Source organism: Vibrio sp. V15_P4S5T153 (genome assembly GCF_963874485.1).
Lineage (GTDB): Bacteria > Pseudomonadota > Gammaproteobacteria > Enterobacterales > Vibrionaceae > Vibrio > Vibrio anguillarum.
This window is the reverse complement of sequence record NZ_CAWNHR010000017.1, coordinates 678,874-694,600: the sequence shown is the minus strand read 5'-3', so window position 1 is coordinate 694,600 and position 15,727 is coordinate 678,874. Positions and strand designations below refer to the sequence as shown.

General features: G+C 39.4%; 27 protein-coding genes. 17 read left to right on the top strand and 10 right to left on the bottom strand.

Translation table 11 applies throughout. The features are described 5' to 3' along the window. Window positions 1–47 precede the first annotated feature (47 nt). Both AACT42_RS14030 and AACT42_RS14025 read left to right on the top strand, forming a co-directional pair. A complete protein-coding gene (locus AACT42_RS14030) occupies window positions 48–227 on the top strand; it encodes a hypothetical protein (RefSeq protein ID WP_053314497.1) in 180 nt (59 codons plus the stop codon). Between the two features lie 28 nt (window positions 228–255). Beyond that, a complete protein-coding gene (locus AACT42_RS14025) occupies window positions 256–810 on the top strand; it encodes a hypothetical protein (protein WP_094131659.1) in 555 nt (184 codons plus the stop codon). A 43-nt stretch (window positions 811–853) separates the two neighbouring features. Here the strand turns inward: AACT42_RS14025 and AACT42_RS14020 are convergent, their stop codons facing one another. Beyond that, entirely contained in the window at window positions 854–1,357 is a 504-nt protein-coding gene (locus AACT42_RS14020; RefSeq protein ID WP_094131658.1) for a hypothetical protein, read from the bottom strand. 200 nt (window positions 1,358–1,557) lie between these two features. Between AACT42_RS14020 and AACT42_RS14015 the strand changes: the two genes are divergently transcribed. From AACT42_RS14015 to AACT42_RS13955, 13 genes are all read left to right on the top strand, one after another. Next, a complete protein-coding gene (locus AACT42_RS14015) occupies window positions 1,558–2,421 on the top strand; it encodes a hypothetical protein (protein WP_094134120.1) in 864 nt (287 codons plus the stop codon). A gap of 161 nt (window positions 2,422–2,582) precedes the next feature. Next, window positions 2,583–2,888, top strand: coding sequence for a hypothetical protein (locus tag AACT42_RS14010; protein WP_094134119.1), 306 nt, complete (start codon window positions 2,583–2,585; stop codon window positions 2,886–2,888). 168 nt (window positions 2,889–3,056) lie between these two features. After that, window positions 3,057–4,763 carry a hypothetical protein gene (locus AACT42_RS14005; RefSeq protein ID WP_094134118.1) on the top strand — a complete coding sequence of 569 codons (1,707 nt, stop codon included), beginning with the start codon at window positions 3,057–3,059 and terminating at the stop codon, window positions 4,761–4,763. A 264-nt stretch (window positions 4,764–5,027) separates the two neighbouring features. Next, window positions 5,028–5,603, top strand: coding sequence for a hypothetical protein (locus AACT42_RS14000; protein ID WP_094134117.1), 576 nt, complete (start codon window positions 5,028–5,030; stop codon window positions 5,601–5,603). Between the two features lie 137 nt (window positions 5,604–5,740). Beyond that, a complete protein-coding gene (locus AACT42_RS13995; RefSeq protein WP_053312442.1) occupies window positions 5,741–6,238 on the top strand; it encodes a hypothetical protein in 498 nt (165 codons plus the stop codon). Between the two features lie 212 nt (window positions 6,239–6,450). Further along, window positions 6,451–6,954 carry a hypothetical protein gene (locus AACT42_RS13990; RefSeq protein ID WP_053312443.1) on the top strand — a complete coding sequence of 168 codons (504 nt, stop codon included), beginning with the start codon at window positions 6,451–6,453 and terminating at the stop codon, window positions 6,952–6,954. An 18-nt stretch (window positions 6,955–6,972) separates the two neighbouring features. Then, window positions 6,973–7,437 (top strand): hypothetical protein, encoded by a 465-nt coding sequence (locus tag AACT42_RS13985; protein ID WP_094134116.1) that lies wholly within the window; start codon window positions 6,973–6,975, stop codon window positions 7,435–7,437. Between the two features lie 157 nt (window positions 7,438–7,594). Continuing rightward, window positions 7,595–7,753, top strand: coding sequence for a hypothetical protein (locus tag AACT42_RS13980; RefSeq protein WP_176432230.1), 159 nt, complete (start codon window positions 7,595–7,597; stop codon window positions 7,751–7,753). After that, on the top strand, window positions 7,750–7,953 hold the full coding sequence (locus AACT42_RS13975) for a hypothetical protein (RefSeq protein ID WP_020330660.1): 204 nt from the start codon (window positions 7,750–7,752) through the stop codon (window positions 7,951–7,953). Before AACT42_RS13980 ends, AACT42_RS13975 begins: the two co-directional genes overlap by 4 nt. Window positions 7,954–8,083: 130 nt before the next feature. Beyond that, the gene (locus AACT42_RS13970) at window positions 8,084–8,365 is read left to right on the top strand and encodes a hypothetical protein (RefSeq protein WP_094134115.1); all 282 of its coding nucleotides are present in this window, start codon (window positions 8,084–8,086) and stop codon (window positions 8,363–8,365) included. 9 nt (window positions 8,366–8,374) lie between these two features. Continuing rightward, window positions 8,375–8,617, top strand: a complete 243-nt coding sequence (locus AACT42_RS13965; RefSeq protein ID WP_094134114.1) for a hypothetical protein — start codon at window positions 8,375–8,377, stop codon at window positions 8,615–8,617. A 9-nt stretch (window positions 8,618–8,626) separates the two neighbouring features. After that, window positions 8,627–8,839, top strand: coding sequence for a hypothetical protein (locus AACT42_RS13960; RefSeq protein WP_021485808.1), 213 nt, complete (start codon window positions 8,627–8,629; stop codon window positions 8,837–8,839). Between the two features lie 113 nt (window positions 8,840–8,952). After that, window positions 8,953–9,657 carry a hypothetical protein gene (locus tag AACT42_RS13955; RefSeq protein WP_094134113.1) on the top strand — a complete coding sequence of 235 codons (705 nt, stop codon included), beginning with the start codon at window positions 8,953–8,955 and terminating at the stop codon, window positions 9,655–9,657. A 27-nt stretch (window positions 9,658–9,684) separates the two neighbouring features. On the opposite strand, the gene AACT42_RS13950 is transcribed toward AACT42_RS13955, so the two are convergent. Both AACT42_RS13950 and AACT42_RS13945 read right to left on the bottom strand, forming a co-directional pair. After that, window positions 9,685–9,927 (bottom strand): hypothetical protein, encoded by a 243-nt coding sequence (locus AACT42_RS13950; RefSeq protein WP_044129180.1) that lies wholly within the window; start codon window positions 9,925–9,927, stop codon window positions 9,685–9,687. Between the two features lie 319 nt (window positions 9,928–10,246). After that, window positions 10,247–10,975 carry a hypothetical protein gene (locus AACT42_RS13945; protein ID WP_094134112.1) on the bottom strand — a complete coding sequence of 243 codons (729 nt, stop codon included), beginning with the start codon at window positions 10,973–10,975 and terminating at the stop codon, window positions 10,247–10,249. A gap of 154 nt (window positions 10,976–11,129) precedes the next feature. Between AACT42_RS13945 and AACT42_RS13940 the strand changes: the two genes are divergently transcribed. Beyond that, window positions 11,130–11,891 (top strand): hypothetical protein, encoded by a 762-nt coding sequence (locus AACT42_RS13940; RefSeq protein ID WP_141193268.1) that lies wholly within the window; start codon window positions 11,130–11,132, stop codon window positions 11,889–11,891. Window positions 11,892–11,998: 107 nt separating this feature from the next. On the opposite strand, the gene AACT42_RS13935 is transcribed toward AACT42_RS13940, so the two are convergent. Continuing rightward, entirely contained in the window at window positions 11,999–12,739 is a 741-nt protein-coding gene (locus AACT42_RS13935; protein WP_094133899.1) for a glutathione peroxidase, read from the bottom strand. Between the two features lie 196 nt (window positions 12,740–12,935). Here AACT42_RS13935 and AACT42_RS13930 point away from each other — a divergent pair, with 196 nt between their 5' ends. Next, window positions 12,936–13,355, top strand: a complete 420-nt coding sequence (locus AACT42_RS13930; RefSeq protein WP_094133900.1) for a hypothetical protein — start codon at window positions 12,936–12,938, stop codon at window positions 13,353–13,355. Between the two features lie 31 nt (window positions 13,356–13,386). Here the strand turns inward: AACT42_RS13930 and AACT42_RS13925 are convergent, their stop codons facing one another. From AACT42_RS13925 to AACT42_RS13900, 6 genes are all read right to left on the bottom strand, one after another. Continuing rightward, window positions 13,387–13,722: a hypothetical protein gene (locus AACT42_RS13925; RefSeq protein ID WP_094133901.1), complete on the bottom strand. Its 336-nt coding sequence runs from the start codon at window positions 13,720–13,722 to the stop codon at window positions 13,387–13,389. Between the two features lie 102 nt (window positions 13,723–13,824). After that, on the bottom strand, window positions 13,825–14,049 hold the full coding sequence (locus AACT42_RS13920; RefSeq protein ID WP_094133902.1) for a hypothetical protein: 225 nt from the start codon (window positions 14,047–14,049) through the stop codon (window positions 13,825–13,827). A 5-nt stretch (window positions 14,050–14,054) separates the two neighbouring features. Continuing rightward, on the bottom strand, window positions 14,055–14,291 hold the full coding sequence (locus tag AACT42_RS13915) for a hypothetical protein (protein ID WP_053314071.1): 237 nt from the start codon (window positions 14,289–14,291) through the stop codon (window positions 14,055–14,057). Between the two features lie 12 nt (window positions 14,292–14,303). Beyond that, the gene (locus AACT42_RS13910; RefSeq protein ID WP_094133903.1) at window positions 14,304–14,717 is read right to left on the bottom strand and encodes a hypothetical protein; all 414 of its coding nucleotides are present in this window, start codon (window positions 14,715–14,717) and stop codon (window positions 14,304–14,306) included. Window positions 14,718–14,858: 141 nt separating this feature from the next. Continuing rightward, window positions 14,859–15,068, bottom strand: a complete 210-nt coding sequence (locus AACT42_RS13905; protein WP_094133904.1) for a hypothetical protein — start codon at window positions 15,066–15,068, stop codon at window positions 14,859–14,861. Between the two features lie 154 nt (window positions 15,069–15,222). Further along, window positions 15,223–15,567, bottom strand: coding sequence for a hypothetical protein (locus tag AACT42_RS13900; RefSeq protein ID WP_094133905.1), 345 nt, complete (start codon window positions 15,565–15,567; stop codon window positions 15,223–15,225). Window positions 15,568–15,727 lie beyond the last annotated feature (160 nt).

Here is a 15,727-nt window from a genome sequence, read left to right as displayed (position 1 = left end):
TTTTGCTTGTGTATAATTAAAAGCATCTAAAGAAAAGGGTGCATCTCATGAATGAACAGCTACTAATTGACTATATCAGTAAGAAATTCAATGGCGCTAGCGTAGCCAAAGTCGTCATTGATGATGAGTTTGGTAATGTCACTGCCACTGTAGATGGAAAGACATTCACAGACTGCGGCTTCATTGAAGAGTTTGAAAAAGAAGCACAAACGCAGAATTTGCTATAAGCCCACGTAAAAAGAGTAAGGAACCGCCATGACTGCCAAATACGCCACTGTAATCGAAGTAAATAAAATCGCTGCAATCGCAGCAATGATTGAGAACAAAGCAGCGGTAGAGATCCTACCTACGCTTAATGGTCAACTTGAAGTACTTATCAACAAGGTTCAGTTTTCCGTTTTTGATATGTACACTGACGCTTGCGGCTACATCACTCAACTGGCGAATGATGGCTTGTCAGAAGAGCAAGAAAGCCTACTTGCAAAACACCAAGACCTTGTTTTTTTCAACGGTAAAAATGGCGTACTAGTCGATTTTAGCGAAATTGAGTCGTTTTTCAGCAGTAGCACTATGCAGGAGAATCTGAGTCATACCGCTGATCGATACCATGCCCTGATTTGCTTTGATATGAGCAAGCGTAAAATTAACCGCTCAAATCAAAAACACCTGTTCCTAATTTCAGGTGATAACTTGGCTCATGCCCTTGAAGAATTCAAGAGCACAGATGAATCAAGCGGCTTAGTAGAAAGCGAGCACAGCAATGATTTTGGTGGCGAAGTCATGACCGTTATTTTTGAATGTGAAGCGTAATTAGACGTTAAAAAGGGAGGCTTAACCTCCCTTTTTTGAATTCTTATTGCTGGTGGTTTTCTTCAGCAACAACCTTAGAATAATAAGCTTTTCTTTTTTCAAGATTGTCTGTTAGTTTCAGGTACTCCACAAGCCATCTAAATTCTTGAACTAAAATGACGTTGTCATCATTGAATTTTGAGTAAATGTTTTTATATCTCTCATCTTCATATTCATCACAACCGCGCTCTTTAAGCGTCTCTTTGATTGCTGCAATTAAAGCCTCATGATCGCCAGAATACAAAAGCTTGTTGTGAATTAGATTACTTTCTCTGATATCACAAGAACCCATATAAATCCAAGTGCAAAGCATAAGCTGAGCCGTGATTGCGGCAAGCGATTTTATCAAATCCGCCTCATTAAACGTATTCACCATAAATGCGGTATACATGGTTACAACCAGGGTCGGAAATATCATTAGTAAGTTCTTTTTTTGTGTGACAATATTAGCCACATCCTTTAGAAGATCCGCCTTATCACTGCTTGTATTATTCTCTATTGATTTCATTCGCTATTCCCTATTCATTGTTTTTATTCGTTAATAAAATACACCAACTTACCAGAAGACAAAAGGTGATTGTTTATCACCCACACTCAAACCTTCTCTTTTGTGATTTTTTTCATTAATTTAATTATTAAATCATTTACTTTTGGGTTGTGTTGTGTATAATTAAGATAAATAAAGAACACCGCCATAAGGAACGCCAAATGAACAAGATTGAATTAGCGAAAAAACTTTTAGAGTACGCTGTTTATGATAACCACTTCGTTAAGCCCGACTATCATAAATCAGCAAGTTTCTTTGAGGCACTGGAAAATCGCGCCAATGAAACTATGGTTTATGCAAAGGTTTTTTGGCGTGAAAATCGATTCACTTATGCTTGGGGTAAGGGCTTCCTAACTCCAAATGACAAAGAAAAATACGAGGCATTTGTTGAAGAGCTGGCTAGCCATATCGAATTCCTTGGAGTTGAAAAAGGTAAGCTTACCATCGACTCAAGCGCAGGTTTCGAAAACTCAGCACTTGGTTCTCCGTATACGTACAGCGAGCCTATGAACTTCACTTTTGTACTGAGTGTAGAAAAAGCCTGTGAGTTGTTTGCCGTGTTGGAGCAGCATTACTCAAATATGGTTCACTCAATCTCACTGATTGATCTATTCAATCCTGTTCATGAGCAAGACATTGATTCAATTGTTGAAAGCAAACGCGAACAGGCGAGAGCAGAGATTATCGGCAAGCTGTCTAAAATCAAGCGCGGCTACCTAGCTCATCTACCGTCAGTGTTTGGATTTACCGTTAATCAGTTACGCGGCAACACATACGATCTTGTGCGAAATGATGTAACCGAACGGTTATATGACAAAGTTGAACAGCTAAACCGTTCAATTCAACAATCTCTGATTGATGCTGGCGTACTGGTATACGCAGCCGATAATCGTGAACACGTTCGATTTATGAATAAAGCGGACTTTAAGAAGCGCTTTAATGCTGCTGAACGTAAAGCGCTATACGCTCAAATCCCAGAGCTAAAAGACCATTTTGAGCCTGCAAAAGCTGCTAAAGCTGCTTAAAACCACCCCTCTAAGAGAAAGCCATCATGCCGATGGCTTTTTTATATTCTTGCAGAAGAAGCCACATATTTAATTCTTGAAAATATTCTTTACCAGATTACCGTATTCGTATATTATGGTGAACATCAAATGTATGAAGCGATACGGCTTTTGGAGCTATAATGGATATTGATCTGTTTTTATCATGGTTTGTAGTCTTGTTTATTTTCATGATTTCAACATCTCTTTTCAAAAGAGAGCGTGACGCAATACTGAAAGACTCTTGTTTTATTGGTGGAATCGCCTTCGGCGTTTCTCTTTCTTGTGCGTTATATGAACTACCTTTAACATTTTCATTTGGTTTTTACTTAGTGCTTTTGATTTCTTCAGCTCTTCAAATGGCTTACCTCTTTTCACAATATCTATGGTATAGAGCATCATTTCTTTTTCTTCTTGTTCTTTGTTTTCGCCCTTTAATTATTCAGTAAGCCACTGTAAAGCCATTCCTTTAGAAGCCATCATACCGATGGCTTTTTTTATATTCTTGCCGAAGAATTTATCCATTAAATACTTAAAATTATTCTTTACCTAGATGCATTTATATGTATAATAGTAAACATTAAATAAAAGACACCATGTAATATCAGGAGCTACCAATGAATATTGGTCTATTTTTCTCGTGGTTTGTAGCCATGTTTATTTTCATGTTTGCAACCTGCAACTTTAAAGGGGATCGCTACGATCTACAGTCAGATGCATTTGCGGTCGCTCAGTTTTCTTTTGTTTTAGCGTTTTTTGGCTTTATGGCTAACGCACCACTAACGCTATCACTTGGACTGTTTATCATGCTTTTGTTAGCAGCCGTAATGGTTGGCGTATATCATTTATCGCAAGAAGATTGGTGGAGAGCACCAGTACCACTTCTACTTGTTCTATTGGTGTACACTGTCACTTCAACAGGCATGTTCCGTGCAGAAGAGATGGGTAACTTGATTGCTCCAAAAGAGATTGATGCACCATTATTCACGCAAGTTGAAGATCCTGAATTACGCCTGGTTCCTAAAGAAATCGCATTTAACAAGCAATCAAAAGCTGTGAATGGTCGCCTACCAGACGGATCAATTATTGGTTCGATGTTTAGCCTCGATTTCAATTCCTCTATCATTCAAGTCATTAATGGCGAGAAACACTACGTCACGCCACTCACATGGTCTGGCTTTTTGAAGTGGGCATTGAATGACTATGATGTGATTGGTTATGTGATCTCTAGCGCGACAGAAAGTAATGCAGAATCAAAATTAATCACAAAGAACCCTGATGGTTCAGACATCCAAATCAAACTTACTGCGGGTGGCTTTTTCGGCTCTAACCTTGAACGACACATTTACTCAAAATTTGGCAACGTCCTAACAAGCAACTCTTACTTTGTTCTTGATGACAATATGTACCCATACTACGTTACATACAAAATCAAGCCTGAAGTTGGATTTGATAACTACCTGCCTGATGGAGCGTTTATTACAGACCCTCAAACAAAAGAAGTGACCTATTACGCACAAGAGGATATCCCTGATTTTGTTGATATCAGCGCCTCAGAATGGGTACTTCTAGACAATATTGATAAATGGGGTAGTTTACGAGAAGGCTTCATTGAATCACTAGGCTCAAAAATTGAACTTAGCTCCACGGAGTTTAATGGTGAAAAAGACCTGTTCTTCATTGATGCCGCGAACACTAAAAACGGGACTGCATTCTTTACGGGAATGGAAAATCCAAAGTCAGCAGGTAAGTCACTATCAGCAATGTTGTTTGTAGACAGCAAGACACTTGAAACATACATCTATTACCCGACTAAGGAAGCCCAAAGCGAAACAGCGGTACTTGATTCTGTACGCTCAGCACTGGGTAATCTATCTGACAAGTGGTCGCCAACACAGCCAATTCCTTACCGAATTTTTGGTGAAGAAGATGTATGGTTGACCCCAATTGTGACTCGCGGTGGCACTAGCCGTAAGGTTGAGGCTTATGCTTACACGAAAGTGTTCAGCACTGAAAAATCGGTATGGGATAAGAAGCTCTCAAACGCCACTACAAAACTTTTAACTGTAAGTAGTGAATCAGGTCAAATCTCTAATGAAGAATCGTTAGAGCCTGTTTCTGGAAGCCTGAGAACCATTTACTTTGTAAACGACAATGCTTATCTCACTCTTGACTCACAAACTAAGGTCATTGAGTGTAACCACCAAAGCGTCATTGAATGTCGCGGTGTTAAAGTCGGTCAGTGGTTAGACTTTAAAGCCATGAAGAAATCAGACAAAGAATTTGTTTTGCTTAACTTCACTAAAAACCCACTAGAGCAATAAAACTAAACAGCCTCTCATTACGGGAGGCTATTTTTTCCAACCAGGAAACACAATCATGATCATCAAAGCTATCGCACTTATCTCTGTAGTCGCTCTATTCGCCCTTTACTTCAATCTACAGAGCATTCACACAAAGAATATGCTATGGCATGACTAATTATTCTGAACCCATTAGAAACATGAAGTTATTTTTTTGCAAAACATGAGGCTCAGTGTAATATGAATGCAAATTAAAAGCGTAAACTGCCAATAAAAGAGCTTAAAATGTTAGAAGATAAGATAGATTTATCAAGCATAGGACTTAATGGGTTTAGAAAGACTATTACTCAACCAGTTATTTTTAATTTAAAAGTCGCTGACTGTAACGGTCAAATCCATAGCCTTAAATTACCAAAGCATTCACACGAAGACCTGCTATGTCTTTATGCGCTAATTACAGCCTCTCACTACAGTGAAAAAGCCATAGTCAATGCCATTGAAAAACTAATAAATCGCGAAGACTTAATACAATGTGAGTCATTGGAAACTTATGAGAAGGGTTGTACTGTAAAAACTAATCAAAGTATTGAGATGTTTTGCGATAAGTACGGCTTACCTCTTGGCAACCTACTGTATGTATCAGGTAAGTTTACACTTCAATGCGAGCACTTCCGTTCATCTGTAAACCTTACAAAGTCGCATGGAAGTAACGAATATTTTGTAGGCGCATTTACTTGGTTCATGACACTTATGTTTGGTGACAAAACCGTTAAACAATACGTGTCAGATGCCAGGAAACACATCAATCCTGAAATTCGATACGAAGTAAAAAATACTAAGCTAGTAAAACGTACCGCTTAACGCATATCGGACACGCTATATAAAAACCTGAATTGTCGCAGTTCAGGTTTTTTTACGCTTATTTAAAAATAATTCTTGATTGTCCCTTTTTCGTCCTGCATACTAAGACCATAAAAAGGGACAAGAGGGTTCACATTATGTTTTTAGATTCAATCTTAGCAATTGCCAATGTTCGCGTTCGCCTAACACCTTCACTGGTAGAAGACATCTGCAAGCTTTCTGGCACAGACAAATTTTCAAAAGCGCTACCAAACCTTGAAATCGCTATCAAAACCGTCAGCAGCATTCTTGACGATATCAATCGTGGCTGCAAAGTCTACGTGGTCGATGCTGAAGGGAATAAAGGTAAAATTTCATTCGATGTTAAATGCGCACTTGGTGATGACGAAGAAGATGAGAACGCAACTGTGCGTAATCGAATCACGAAAGGTCTAGCAAACGACATCATTACGCTCGCTGAGCGCATGGGCTTTAAGCGTAAGGATGGGAAAGCAACAACCATTTCCAACGCACTGCCATATCTACATGCAGCAATCGTCATCGCTGAAGATCTTAAAGAAAGGCTCGATAACGGGACTAAGTTCTACTTAGTTGAACCAAACGGTGAAAAATACATTATGCGTTTTTTCCAATAAAGCCACATAGCACACTAAAAGCGCATACGATGAAAAGTCATAGAGTGGAGCTAAAGGAACCAATCGTTAATCCCTTGCTCCGCAAGGGCAATATCAATGGCTTTCTTCTTTGTCTGATTTGTTTGCATTTTTAATAATTAAATAAATGACTCTTAATATTATATGTGTATAATTAAAAATATAGAGTTAAGCGATAACAAAGAGGATTTCGCATGAGCCAGCAAAGAACACTTTCAACCTTCGGTTTCCCTTACCACGTAGATGATGAATTCGGTGGTATTTACATGGCTCCTATGGATTTCGTCATGGTAAACCCAGAAGGCGCTATGCGTTCTCCTAATCAGGAAAGCGTCGATAAATTCAAAGCTGAGTTCATCGCGAATGGCTACAAATTTAAAAAGCCTTTAGTCGTGATCCCACAGCTTATTGATGGTGAGCTAAAACTTTCTGTAGCTGATGGCGCTGCGCGTTTTACAGCGGCTAAACAAGCTCAGGAAGAAGGTCATGAATTCGATGGCATCAAGGTTGCTGACATCCGTGACAAGCAAATCCGAGACGCAAATTTCTTCGATATGACGGACGAACTAAAGGTAGTTTGTGATGCCATGAATGCAGATAACTTCGTTGAAATTAAAGCTCTGGTTATCAAAATGGCTCTACGCAATTACAACCGTGAAGATCTAACGCAATTCGCACTAGATTACTTCCTTAACTAACAGCAGAGAGTAGATACCATGAAATCTCATGCAACCATTACTATCAATACATCCATTAATGGCATCGACCCTCTTAAGTTTGTGTTGAAACATCCATTCTTATATGAATGCCAGTATGATCATTCACACGTAGAAAACGGTAAAACCCAATACGTGTTTAATCTTACTGTAGACACAACCCAAACGTTAGACATTAAGCGTCAGGAAGTCACCGTAACTCACCCTGATTACGAAGTGAAAAGCCAGGATGTTGATGTTAAGACCAATAAACAGGTTTACCTTGTGATTTGGCATACGGATGACAATGAAGCCCGTAGCTCTCTTGTTGAGTCAATTGATGCTCACAGCGCATGGGGTAAGGTAGCTACAGATTACGAATCTAAGTACGGTCTTTCTGAGGATGAGGATGTTTACCTCGAACACGTTAAGTCTCTGGCTGAATTACACCAAGAATCAGGTATTGCTTTAATCAAGGCTAACTGAGTCTAGCGAATAACTCAAAACATACTGATGATAAGGGCTGCATGACGCAGCCTTTTTTATTTAATTTAACAATTAAATTCTTTACTTCGGCTCTAGTTTATGTATAATTGAACACATAGAGAGTTAACGCTCTTACTAACCTAAAAGGGGAGTGGTTATGCTTCAAAGAAAGTGCTGCAATTGCGCCACAATCATGTATGTTCAATCAGACTTTTGCTCAGAAAAATGCAGTGAAGAGTTTGATGCGTACATGAAATCTGAAATGGGTTGCTCTGACACTCAAGAGCAAGCGGAATCAAACGAGGAAGCATCATGAGCCGAGTTAAACTTACAGTAGATACCGTGGATATGGTTCATGTAGAAATTGACGGGATCGACGCAGGGGTTTTCGATAACATCGACGGGGGCAAATACTCTTGGTTCCCATGTCGAACAGATCAGCTTTCAGGCGATCACATTATCGAAATTGGCAAGGCTCTGAATGAATACAACAAACAGCAAAATCAACCTGTTTAAGTGTAAAATTTAAGCCTAAACCCATAATGATGTAATTATTTTTTATTTGCTAAATTAATTAAATTGTTTATTTCGATTTTTGTTTGTGTATAATTTCAGCAAAATGACAAATAATAATAAGCGAATGAACATGAATTACATAAAAACTCTAATACTTTTTGCATCGGTACTCATACTTTCTGGCTGCGCTGACTCTATGAGCTTTCAGCAAGCCAGTGAAGCAACCCAAGTAGGCTTTTTCTACGGGTTCTGGCATGGAGTCATCGCGCCGCTGGCATTCATTATCTCGTTGTTTGATGAAGATGTCGCGGTATACGCCATTTACAATAACAGTGCATGGTACGACTTGGGTTACATTCTTGGCATAGGTGGTTTTGCAAAAGCATGTGATGAAGGAGTACAAAGCAAATAGGACTAAAGCATGAAACTGACAAAAGCACAATCAAATCAGCTAAATGATATGGTTACACAAACTCGCATTACTCGCGGTAAGAACGCAGGTGTGCGTAAAGACGCTTTAGTCGATATTAATCACTTTGATATGCGCTCATTCAATAAGCTTATCAGTGAAAAGCTGGTGGCTCCGAGTGAATACAACGGTAACGAATGGTATGCCACTGAAAAGGGCTACGCGGTTTGGTTACAAACAAAATCAGTCAAGTAGGGGAACGATATGCCAGGCTCAAATTTAAACGCTGAGATTCGCCTTTTAATCGTTGAAATGAATGATGAGGTTGAACACCTCAAAGACAGAGCGCTCAAGGAACCCGAAAAATCCGAGCACTATAACGGTTATATCGGTGGCATCACCGAGTACCGAACCAAGCTTGAGCTTATTTTAGAGAAGTCTGGCAATAGAGACCGACCAGTAACAATTGACCAATAACCCCATAAAAAGCCGCAAATACTGCGGCTTTTTTATATGTCTATGCGATTTAATTATTTACTTTTAATGCTGTGGATGTATAATCACGAATAGACTTAAAAGGATACATCGAAATGGCAAAACAATATCTAAACGAAATTCAAACGATGCTATTAAATAAAATGGTAGCTAAATCGTTTCATCTGCATGGTGATAACGCTGGCAATCACAATGACTATTTTTTTGATATTGAAGACCTAGATAAGCGCAACATCAAGGCGCTAGTTCGATTATCCTTAATTGAATCAAGCCCTGATTATGATTATCTAGTTAGACCAAACAAGCTCGCTTATAAGACTTGGGAGTATCATAAAAATCTGTATTTGGATTATGATAACTTTTCCAACTCTGAACCACCATCAAGCATTGGGGTGTTTGGTAGAACCGTAGAGCAAACAAAGCTTCTATTACACATGATCAAGCACACCTCACCGCAGGATAGTAATGGTCACTCTGACTCATTTTTAGATTTGTCGAGCTACAAAAAGAGTGTTATCAGTGGTATTTTTTTTCTGATTGAGCAAAATCCAGACAACCCAAATGAATGGTGTGCCAGCAAAGGATCCAGATTCCATGTTAATGAATATCGCAAGGAGTTCTTGAATAGTGTAGAGCCGAGATTGAAGTCTGGATTCTATACTGAAATTCAGGGCTTTATCAGCGAACTAGATGAAAAAATCAACGCTCTAAGATCTGAAAAGCAACCATCTAATGACTTGATTCAGTTGACAGAATCTCACCGAGATACGCTTATGAGTATCTTAGCAAAGCATTCCTAGCAACAGGTATTACCAAAAGAGCCGTTACTACAGCGGCTCTTTTTCGTTCTTATCTGTTCTTAGCCTCATCTTCACGCCAATACTTCTGATAAACAGGATGTAAGCGATAAGAGATGCCGCGAAAATCGTCACAGAACCTATCACAATAGGCAGTTCCCAGTTACTTTGACTCATAGCTAGCAAACAGGTGAAAAACATCACCATGAGGGACAGAGACGTTGAGATAATTGCTCCGTTTTGCGCCCTGGTTAAGACTTTATTAGTCATCATCTATTCTCATGCATTTAACTGCCTTCATAATAATTCAACACTGAAATATGTTAAAGCAACTTTGGAAGAAAAAGGGCGAAGTATCGCCCATGTATCGAATGGCTTCATTTTCTAGATCTTTCTCCCTGAGCGTATACAGCCCAAAATGAAAAAATCACAGCAGGTAGCTGTGATTAATAAACACATAAATTGTACATCGATAAACTAAATTATTATTGTAAGTCATCGACTTACACTAAGAAAAAGGGAACATGAAAGATTCTGTTTTATATATAAACGAATAAAATCCTATGTTCCCTTTTATATGAAGTTAGTTAGCTTATAGCTGTTCGTCACAAGCGTTGCAGCAATCCGAGTCATCACGGCAATCATAACGTCCACCAGAGAGATCGACTGTTCCATTTGATTCGAAGCACTCGTCTTTACCTTCATACTGACCAGAAACAACAACCATTGCATCATCATCGTCTTTATTCACATATGTGCGACTTACGCTACCTTCCTGACTGAGATCGGCAAAGCAGTTTGGGCATCGAGGCTTATCATCATCGACCCACACACCGTCTGGACTCATCAATACAGGCTTAAATGCCGATTTCATGTAGTCTACCATTTCAGGCTTGTCTGTATTCGCCCAATGCTCAATAACCTCATTCATTTGACGTTCGGTACAGTAGTATTCAGCTTGACCACTAGAACGCAAACAAAACGCATGGTATCGGTCAGCATTGACGATTTTGAAGCTTTGAACGAGATAAGTCCACTCCCATTGAGTAAGAAATAGGGAGGTTGAAAGCCACACATTCCCATTGTTTACGAATAAATCAACAATATGCTCACTTCCGCACAGGTCTTTTTGATTTGAACCATGCATCTTCAGATCACTAATAAGGTATTCAGCGCCTAAAACAGAAAAACCATAGAGAGTTTCTTCATATCGCTTTTCAAGAACTTCACGAGCATCCTGGCTTGGATGAATGTAAATAGTATCTTTTACATTAAATGTAGCGACCTTTTGTTCAATAGGGGTTAGCGTATCAGTATTCATGGTGCCTCTCAAATGAGTAGTTTTATTTTATGTCTTAATTATACATAAATTAGTTGCAAAGTAAATGCTAATTTTAATTATTAAATTATTTGCCAGTGATCTTAATGATGTATAATTGATTTCAAGTTATAGAGTTCAACCATTGGGTATTCAAATGACTGAAGAAAACAAAGAATTACTGCACAAGCATTTCCGCATGGGACACGGCAAGTACCGCCTTATCAGTATCTGGTCAGCGCCATCAAAGGCAGTGCTTGAATCAAACCCAATGGGCTACAACAAAATGATGGCTGATCGCCCAAAATACTGCAACATGGTTTGTGACCAATGCGGCACAGGGATTATCCATCACTTTATCCTTGAAGATGAAGACAAAGAGCGATTTAGCGTAGGTTCAAGCTGCATTGAAAAGCTCGGTCAATATGATTTAGTGACTGCCGCTCAGAAGATTGAAAAAGAGCGTCAACGTCAATTACGCCAGGAACGTGCTGAGAAAAAACGTGCGGAACAACACGCTAAGTACGAAGCTGAAATTGAAGAGCAGCGTAAAAAGAACGGCGGATTAACCGATCATGAAGTGTTGATTGAAGAGCGTAAGCAGCGTGAATTGGATAACAAAAAGAAATACAGCGAACTGTCAGCTCCAATCGTTGCGCTTCTTGAAAAGGCTGGTGGCAATTTCTGTTCTGATATGGCTGACAACCTACGAAACGGCTCTATTCCTTCAGGTGGCGCTAAGAGAATCGTTATCGAAGTAATGACTAAGCAGCACACTGGCGCTCGTAAGAACAGCAAAGCTTACAATGCCGCACTGCCAGAAATGGAAGCGTTGTTTGAGTCGGTAGAGACTGAATTTAAAGCCATTAGTGAAGCGCACTATGCCTACCTGCATAAGTCATTTGGCTTCAACTCATAAAGACTTACACCCAATTCTGTTTAATGCCCTATAAAAAGGGCATTCCATAATTACTCTTATTAAATTTCAAATCCCTGTCCAAATCGGACAGGGATAATCACTATTGGTTACTTATGTTGCTCGGCAAGGTAGCTATCAAGTGCTTCACTGCCTCCAATTAACTTACCACCGATAAACACCTGCGGAACTGTAGTCGCGCCTGTAATCGCTCTTAGGCTCACTGTGGTGGCATCCTTACCCAGAACAATCTCTTCGTACTGAAAACCCGCATCAATCAGCGCTTGCTTTGCTTTTACGCAGAAAGGGCAGCTAGGCTTTGTGAATACCGTGATCGACTGTGCAACTTTGTAGTCTGGCGCTAGGTACTTAAGCATAGTATCCGCATCAGACACTTTGAATGGGTCGCCTGGCTCATTAGGTTCAATAAACATTTTCTCTATTACGCCATCTCGAACTAGCATCGAGTAACGGTGCGAACGCATTCCAAATCCTAAGTCGCTCTTTTCAACTAGCATTCCCATGCCTTTTGTGAATTCGCCATTACCATCAGGAACAACTTTGATGTTATCCGCACCCTGATCCGCTTTCCAAGCGTTCATCACAAACGTATCGTTAACTGATACGCACAGAATATCGTCAACACCATGTTCTTTAAAAACAGGGTATAGCTCCGCGTAACGAGGCAGGTGCGAGGAACTACAGGTCGGTGTAAATGCGCCTGGTAAGCTAAATACGATAACTGTCTTACCTTTAAATAGGTCATCAGTGGATACATTTACCCATGCATCACCTTCACGCACAGGGAATACTACGTGTGGCACAGATTGTTTTTCTTTGGACTCAAACATTACTAATTTACCTTTTAATTGATTCTATTTTATTGGTTTACGAGTACAGTATCCCAACTAAATAATCAAAGGTAAATTCGATTGATTCTATCAAATCAATTGCTCATAACTATTAAGTGCCAAGTTGCAAGGGTAATTTAAGGTTTATTTACTCAAGTTTTGCGTGTAAAATTCACAAAAAATAAAGGAATAAACAATGAATAATGAAGATTTTTTCAATCAATTAATGAACTTTTCCACAACTCCAGATACTATATTCTCACTATGTGGCATCACATTAGTTGCGGGTTTCGTCTACGTGTTACTCAAAGTCATGATCATGCTTTTTTCTAACTTTAGCAAAACACCCGAATCCCTTGAAGAAAGCAACGCTAAGTTCCCTAGCGTATGGATGCCAATTCAAAGCGTATTTCTCATGCAACTCATCATAGGCGCAATGAAATTTAGCGGTCAAGATGAGCGATACACAACCATAGGTAATGTGTTTGGCACGGCAGTTCAGAGCTATCAGGTAGCAGGGCTTTTCATAACGGTAGTCATCATCTGCTTTGCCATTTCTTTAGTATCTGATGTAAAAACCTTGTTCCAATCCAATAAAAACGAAAAGCGAGCTTAAAAGCTCGCTTTTTCTTTATGGAGTCGGCAAATCAGACTTCGTATTTCAGTACCGCGTTTCCATCCTTCATTTCCATTGAAGTAGGGTAAACGCGATCACCGTCAAACCATAGCGTTAATGAGGTCTCACTTGGCACATCTTCAAGCTCAGGAATCATTTCAGCAGCCAACATAGGATCTTGATTTGAGTTTGTCTTGCCCTGTGAGTCAAAAATTACCTTTAACTCAACAATCTCTTTGCTCTCAATTAGGCTAGTGTCCACCATGTATACAGGGTGATCGGCACTTGAATAAGGTACGTTGGCGTGTACCTCATTCGCGTCATTTTCAACTAAAAATGAGATGAGATCTGAGACATTAATGGACATACATTTTCCTTTTATCGTAAAGAAATAAACTTTTACTTTTCAATGACTCAAATATATATTAATAGCATTAAAAGTAAATAGTGTTAATGATTAAAATTATGGTTAGCCCACCTGTTTCCCTGGTTCTGTGTCTGCTCGCTTGATTAGGACTAGCTCGCCCTTGTTAAGCTGACCCCAGTAATTACCGCGCTTGTCATGCACTCGGTAACGCCAATTAACGGCATACTCAGCACTACCAAACAAAAATCGTTCACCAGTTTTTTTAATCTCAATAAGGTCGCCCTCATTAAAAGCGACCTCTTCTCTTAGAAAGTTAGGGTTTTTCATTCGACCTAACCTTGAGATTCGATATTATGCGCAGCCCATACCGCTAAGGCTTGCAACTGCTTTGGAGAAAAATGACCATCCAGATGCACCTTTCCTTTTTCAAAGTCACCCACATCAAGCTCGTTATCCGCTTCCTTGTGAAAGTGAATGAAGTTATCAGAGCCTTTTAACTCAGCATCTGACACAACGGAACATTCATTTTTCAGGATGGCTACAGCCTCATCATAAGTCATATTTTCCATTCCAATTCCCTTTTAGCTATTGGCTGCAATGATTTCTTCAAGTTTACACTTAATCAGTTGATTAAGTGAGGGGTCAATTGGCTTCTCTCTGTCACTTAGCTGTTCTTTCAGCTTGTTAATGGCGCGAGTACGGTTTTTCTCACAAGTATTGAACAAGTAGTTAAGCGGTTTCGGTGCCGCTTGAAACGCCAGGGAAATACCAAAGCCTACCAGATCGCAAATATGCGGTGCGCTCAGTTCCAGTTTTTTCAGGTATTCTTGAGCCATGAGAGGGGTAAGCTCTTTATCCATCATTGATTCAATCAGGGTGTGCAAAGCAGCTTGAGTCGAGTGCTCATTCTGGAAATTATCGACATGGAGAAACACATCGTATGCCTGCTGATTGTTCTCGACAATCAGCTCAGGAATAATTAAGTTAATTTGCATAAGCTACTCAGTTCAATTTATTTATAGCCATGTTTTACTATAAATATCATCAATTTACAATAAATATCAAACGTAATGGTTATCATAAACCAATAGGAAAGAGAGAGTAGAGCGACCCGTTTACTGATCGCTCTCAATACCTTACTCGTTATCCATCTCGATTTCGTAGAGCATATCAAGTGCGTCTCTGTCGAAACCTTCAGCCACCAGCGTATCCATACTGGTATCTGGATCATTGAAAATGCGACATAACGCGCTATGGTACAGCTCAACCACATTATCATTGACCTCAAGACTTAAACGCTCCAATACGTTGCGGATAACCTCGGTTTCTTGATTGTTAATGCTCATAACGTTCCCTTTATTGAATTGATAACCTTTGATTTTTATTATACATAAATAAGGTTGAAATGCAATAATTTAATTATTAAAAACTCACAATCGCTGAGCGGTTAGCCCAGCGAATTAGTAGAGTAATTTTAATAGTAAGGTAACGCTGTCAGAGCTAGGCGTATTTTTCTAGCAACTCTGCAAGCGCACCACTTTGCTTGTACTCTTTGAGCTGCTCCAAGCTAATCTGAGTACCACCAAGATCGGAGGTGTTATTCAAGCAGCTAATCGCATTAAAACCAAGTTTGTGCTTACTCAGGCAAATGTATGTCTTAGAAAAGGCTAGATGTCGAGAAGAATCCTTTAGGTAATCATCCAGCACACTCAGGAAAGATTGCTTAGAGAAACGGTAATCACCTTTTAACTCAGTCTCAAAAATCGAAATGATTTCATCGATGTCAGATTGAGCCAGCCTTGTTACGTCCAGAACTAGCGGTAGAGAAAGATATGTGCGATTCATTTTCCAAGCCTTTTAGTTTGTTTTTAATGTGTTTCTTGATTTCCATTATACATAAATAAGATTAATATACAATAATTTAATTATTAAAATCTGCTTTTGCTCACAAGTGAGCTAACTCATAGTAATTGCTCTTATCTCCAGGCAATAAAAAAGAGAGAAA

Excerpts from the sequence above, each read along its gene's own strand:
- AACT42_RS14030 (WP_053314497.1), top strand. The coding sequence starts at position 48 with ATGAATGAACAGCTACTAATTGACTATATCAGTAAGAAATTCAATGGC.
- AACT42_RS14025 (WP_094131659.1), top strand. The coding sequence starts at position 256 with ATGACTGCCAAATACGCCACTGTAATCGAAGTAAATAAAATCGCTGCA.
- AACT42_RS14020 (WP_094131658.1), bottom strand. The coding sequence starts at position 1,357 with ATGAAATCAATAGAGAATAATACAAGCAGTGATAAGGCGGATCTTCTA.
- AACT42_RS14015 (WP_094134120.1), top strand. The coding sequence starts at position 1,558 with ATGAACAAGATTGAATTAGCGAAAAAACTTTTAGAGTACGCTGTTTAT.
- AACT42_RS14010 (WP_094134119.1), top strand. The coding sequence starts at position 2,583 with ATGGATATTGATCTGTTTTTATCATGGTTTGTAGTCTTGTTTATTTTC.
- AACT42_RS14005 (WP_094134118.1), top strand. The coding sequence starts at position 3,057 with ATGAATATTGGTCTATTTTTCTCGTGGTTTGTAGCCATGTTTATTTTC.
- AACT42_RS14000 (WP_094134117.1), top strand. The coding sequence starts at position 5,028 with ATGTTAGAAGATAAGATAGATTTATCAAGCATAGGACTTAATGGGTTT.
- AACT42_RS13995 (WP_053312442.1), top strand. The coding sequence starts at position 5,741 with ATGTTTTTAGATTCAATCTTAGCAATTGCCAATGTTCGCGTTCGCCTA.
- AACT42_RS13990 (WP_053312443.1), top strand. The coding sequence starts at position 6,451 with ATGAGCCAGCAAAGAACACTTTCAACCTTCGGTTTCCCTTACCACGTA.
- AACT42_RS13985 (WP_094134116.1), top strand. The coding sequence starts at position 6,973 with ATGAAATCTCATGCAACCATTACTATCAATACATCCATTAATGGCATC.
- AACT42_RS13980 (WP_176432230.1), top strand. The coding sequence starts at position 7,595 with ATGCTTCAAAGAAAGTGCTGCAATTGCGCCACAATCATGTATGTTCAA.
- AACT42_RS13975 (WP_020330660.1), top strand. The coding sequence starts at position 7,750 with ATGAGCCGAGTTAAACTTACAGTAGATACCGTGGATATGGTTCATGTA.
- AACT42_RS13970 (WP_094134115.1), top strand. The coding sequence starts at position 8,084 with ATGAATTACATAAAAACTCTAATACTTTTTGCATCGGTACTCATACTT.
- AACT42_RS13965 (WP_094134114.1), top strand. The coding sequence starts at position 8,375 with ATGAAACTGACAAAAGCACAATCAAATCAGCTAAATGATATGGTTACA.
- AACT42_RS13960 (WP_021485808.1), top strand. The coding sequence starts at position 8,627 with ATGCCAGGCTCAAATTTAAACGCTGAGATTCGCCTTTTAATCGTTGAA.
- AACT42_RS13955 (WP_094134113.1), top strand. The coding sequence starts at position 8,953 with ATGGCAAAACAATATCTAAACGAAATTCAAACGATGCTATTAAATAAA.
- AACT42_RS13950 (WP_044129180.1), bottom strand. The coding sequence starts at position 9,927 with ATGATGACTAATAAAGTCTTAACCAGGGCGCAAAACGGAGCAATTATC.
- AACT42_RS13945 (WP_094134112.1), bottom strand. The coding sequence starts at position 10,975 with ATGAATACTGATACGCTAACCCCTATTGAACAAAAGGTCGCTACATTT.
- AACT42_RS13940 (WP_141193268.1), top strand. The coding sequence starts at position 11,130 with ATGACTGAAGAAAACAAAGAATTACTGCACAAGCATTTCCGCATGGGA.
- AACT42_RS13935 (WP_094133899.1), bottom strand. The coding sequence starts at position 12,739 with ATGTTTGAGTCCAAAGAAAAACAATCTGTGCCACACGTAGTATTCCCT.
- AACT42_RS13930 (WP_094133900.1), top strand. The coding sequence starts at position 12,936 with ATGAATAATGAAGATTTTTTCAATCAATTAATGAACTTTTCCACAACT.
- AACT42_RS13925 (WP_094133901.1), bottom strand. The coding sequence starts at position 13,722 with ATGTCCATTAATGTCTCAGATCTCATCTCATTTTTAGTTGAAAATGAC.
- AACT42_RS13920 (WP_094133902.1), bottom strand. The coding sequence starts at position 14,049 with ATGAAAAACCCTAACTTTCTAAGAGAAGAGGTCGCTTTTAATGAGGGC.
- AACT42_RS13915 (WP_053314071.1), bottom strand. The coding sequence starts at position 14,291 with ATGGAAAATATGACTTATGATGAGGCTGTAGCCATCCTGAAAAATGAA.
- AACT42_RS13910 (WP_094133903.1), bottom strand. The coding sequence starts at position 14,717 with ATGCAAATTAACTTAATTATTCCTGAGCTGATTGTCGAGAACAATCAG.
- AACT42_RS13905 (WP_094133904.1), bottom strand. The coding sequence starts at position 15,068 with ATGAGCATTAACAATCAAGAAACCGAGGTTATCCGCAACGTATTGGAG.
- AACT42_RS13900 (WP_094133905.1), bottom strand. The coding sequence starts at position 15,567 with ATGAATCGCACATATCTTTCTCTACCGCTAGTTCTGGACGTAACAAGG.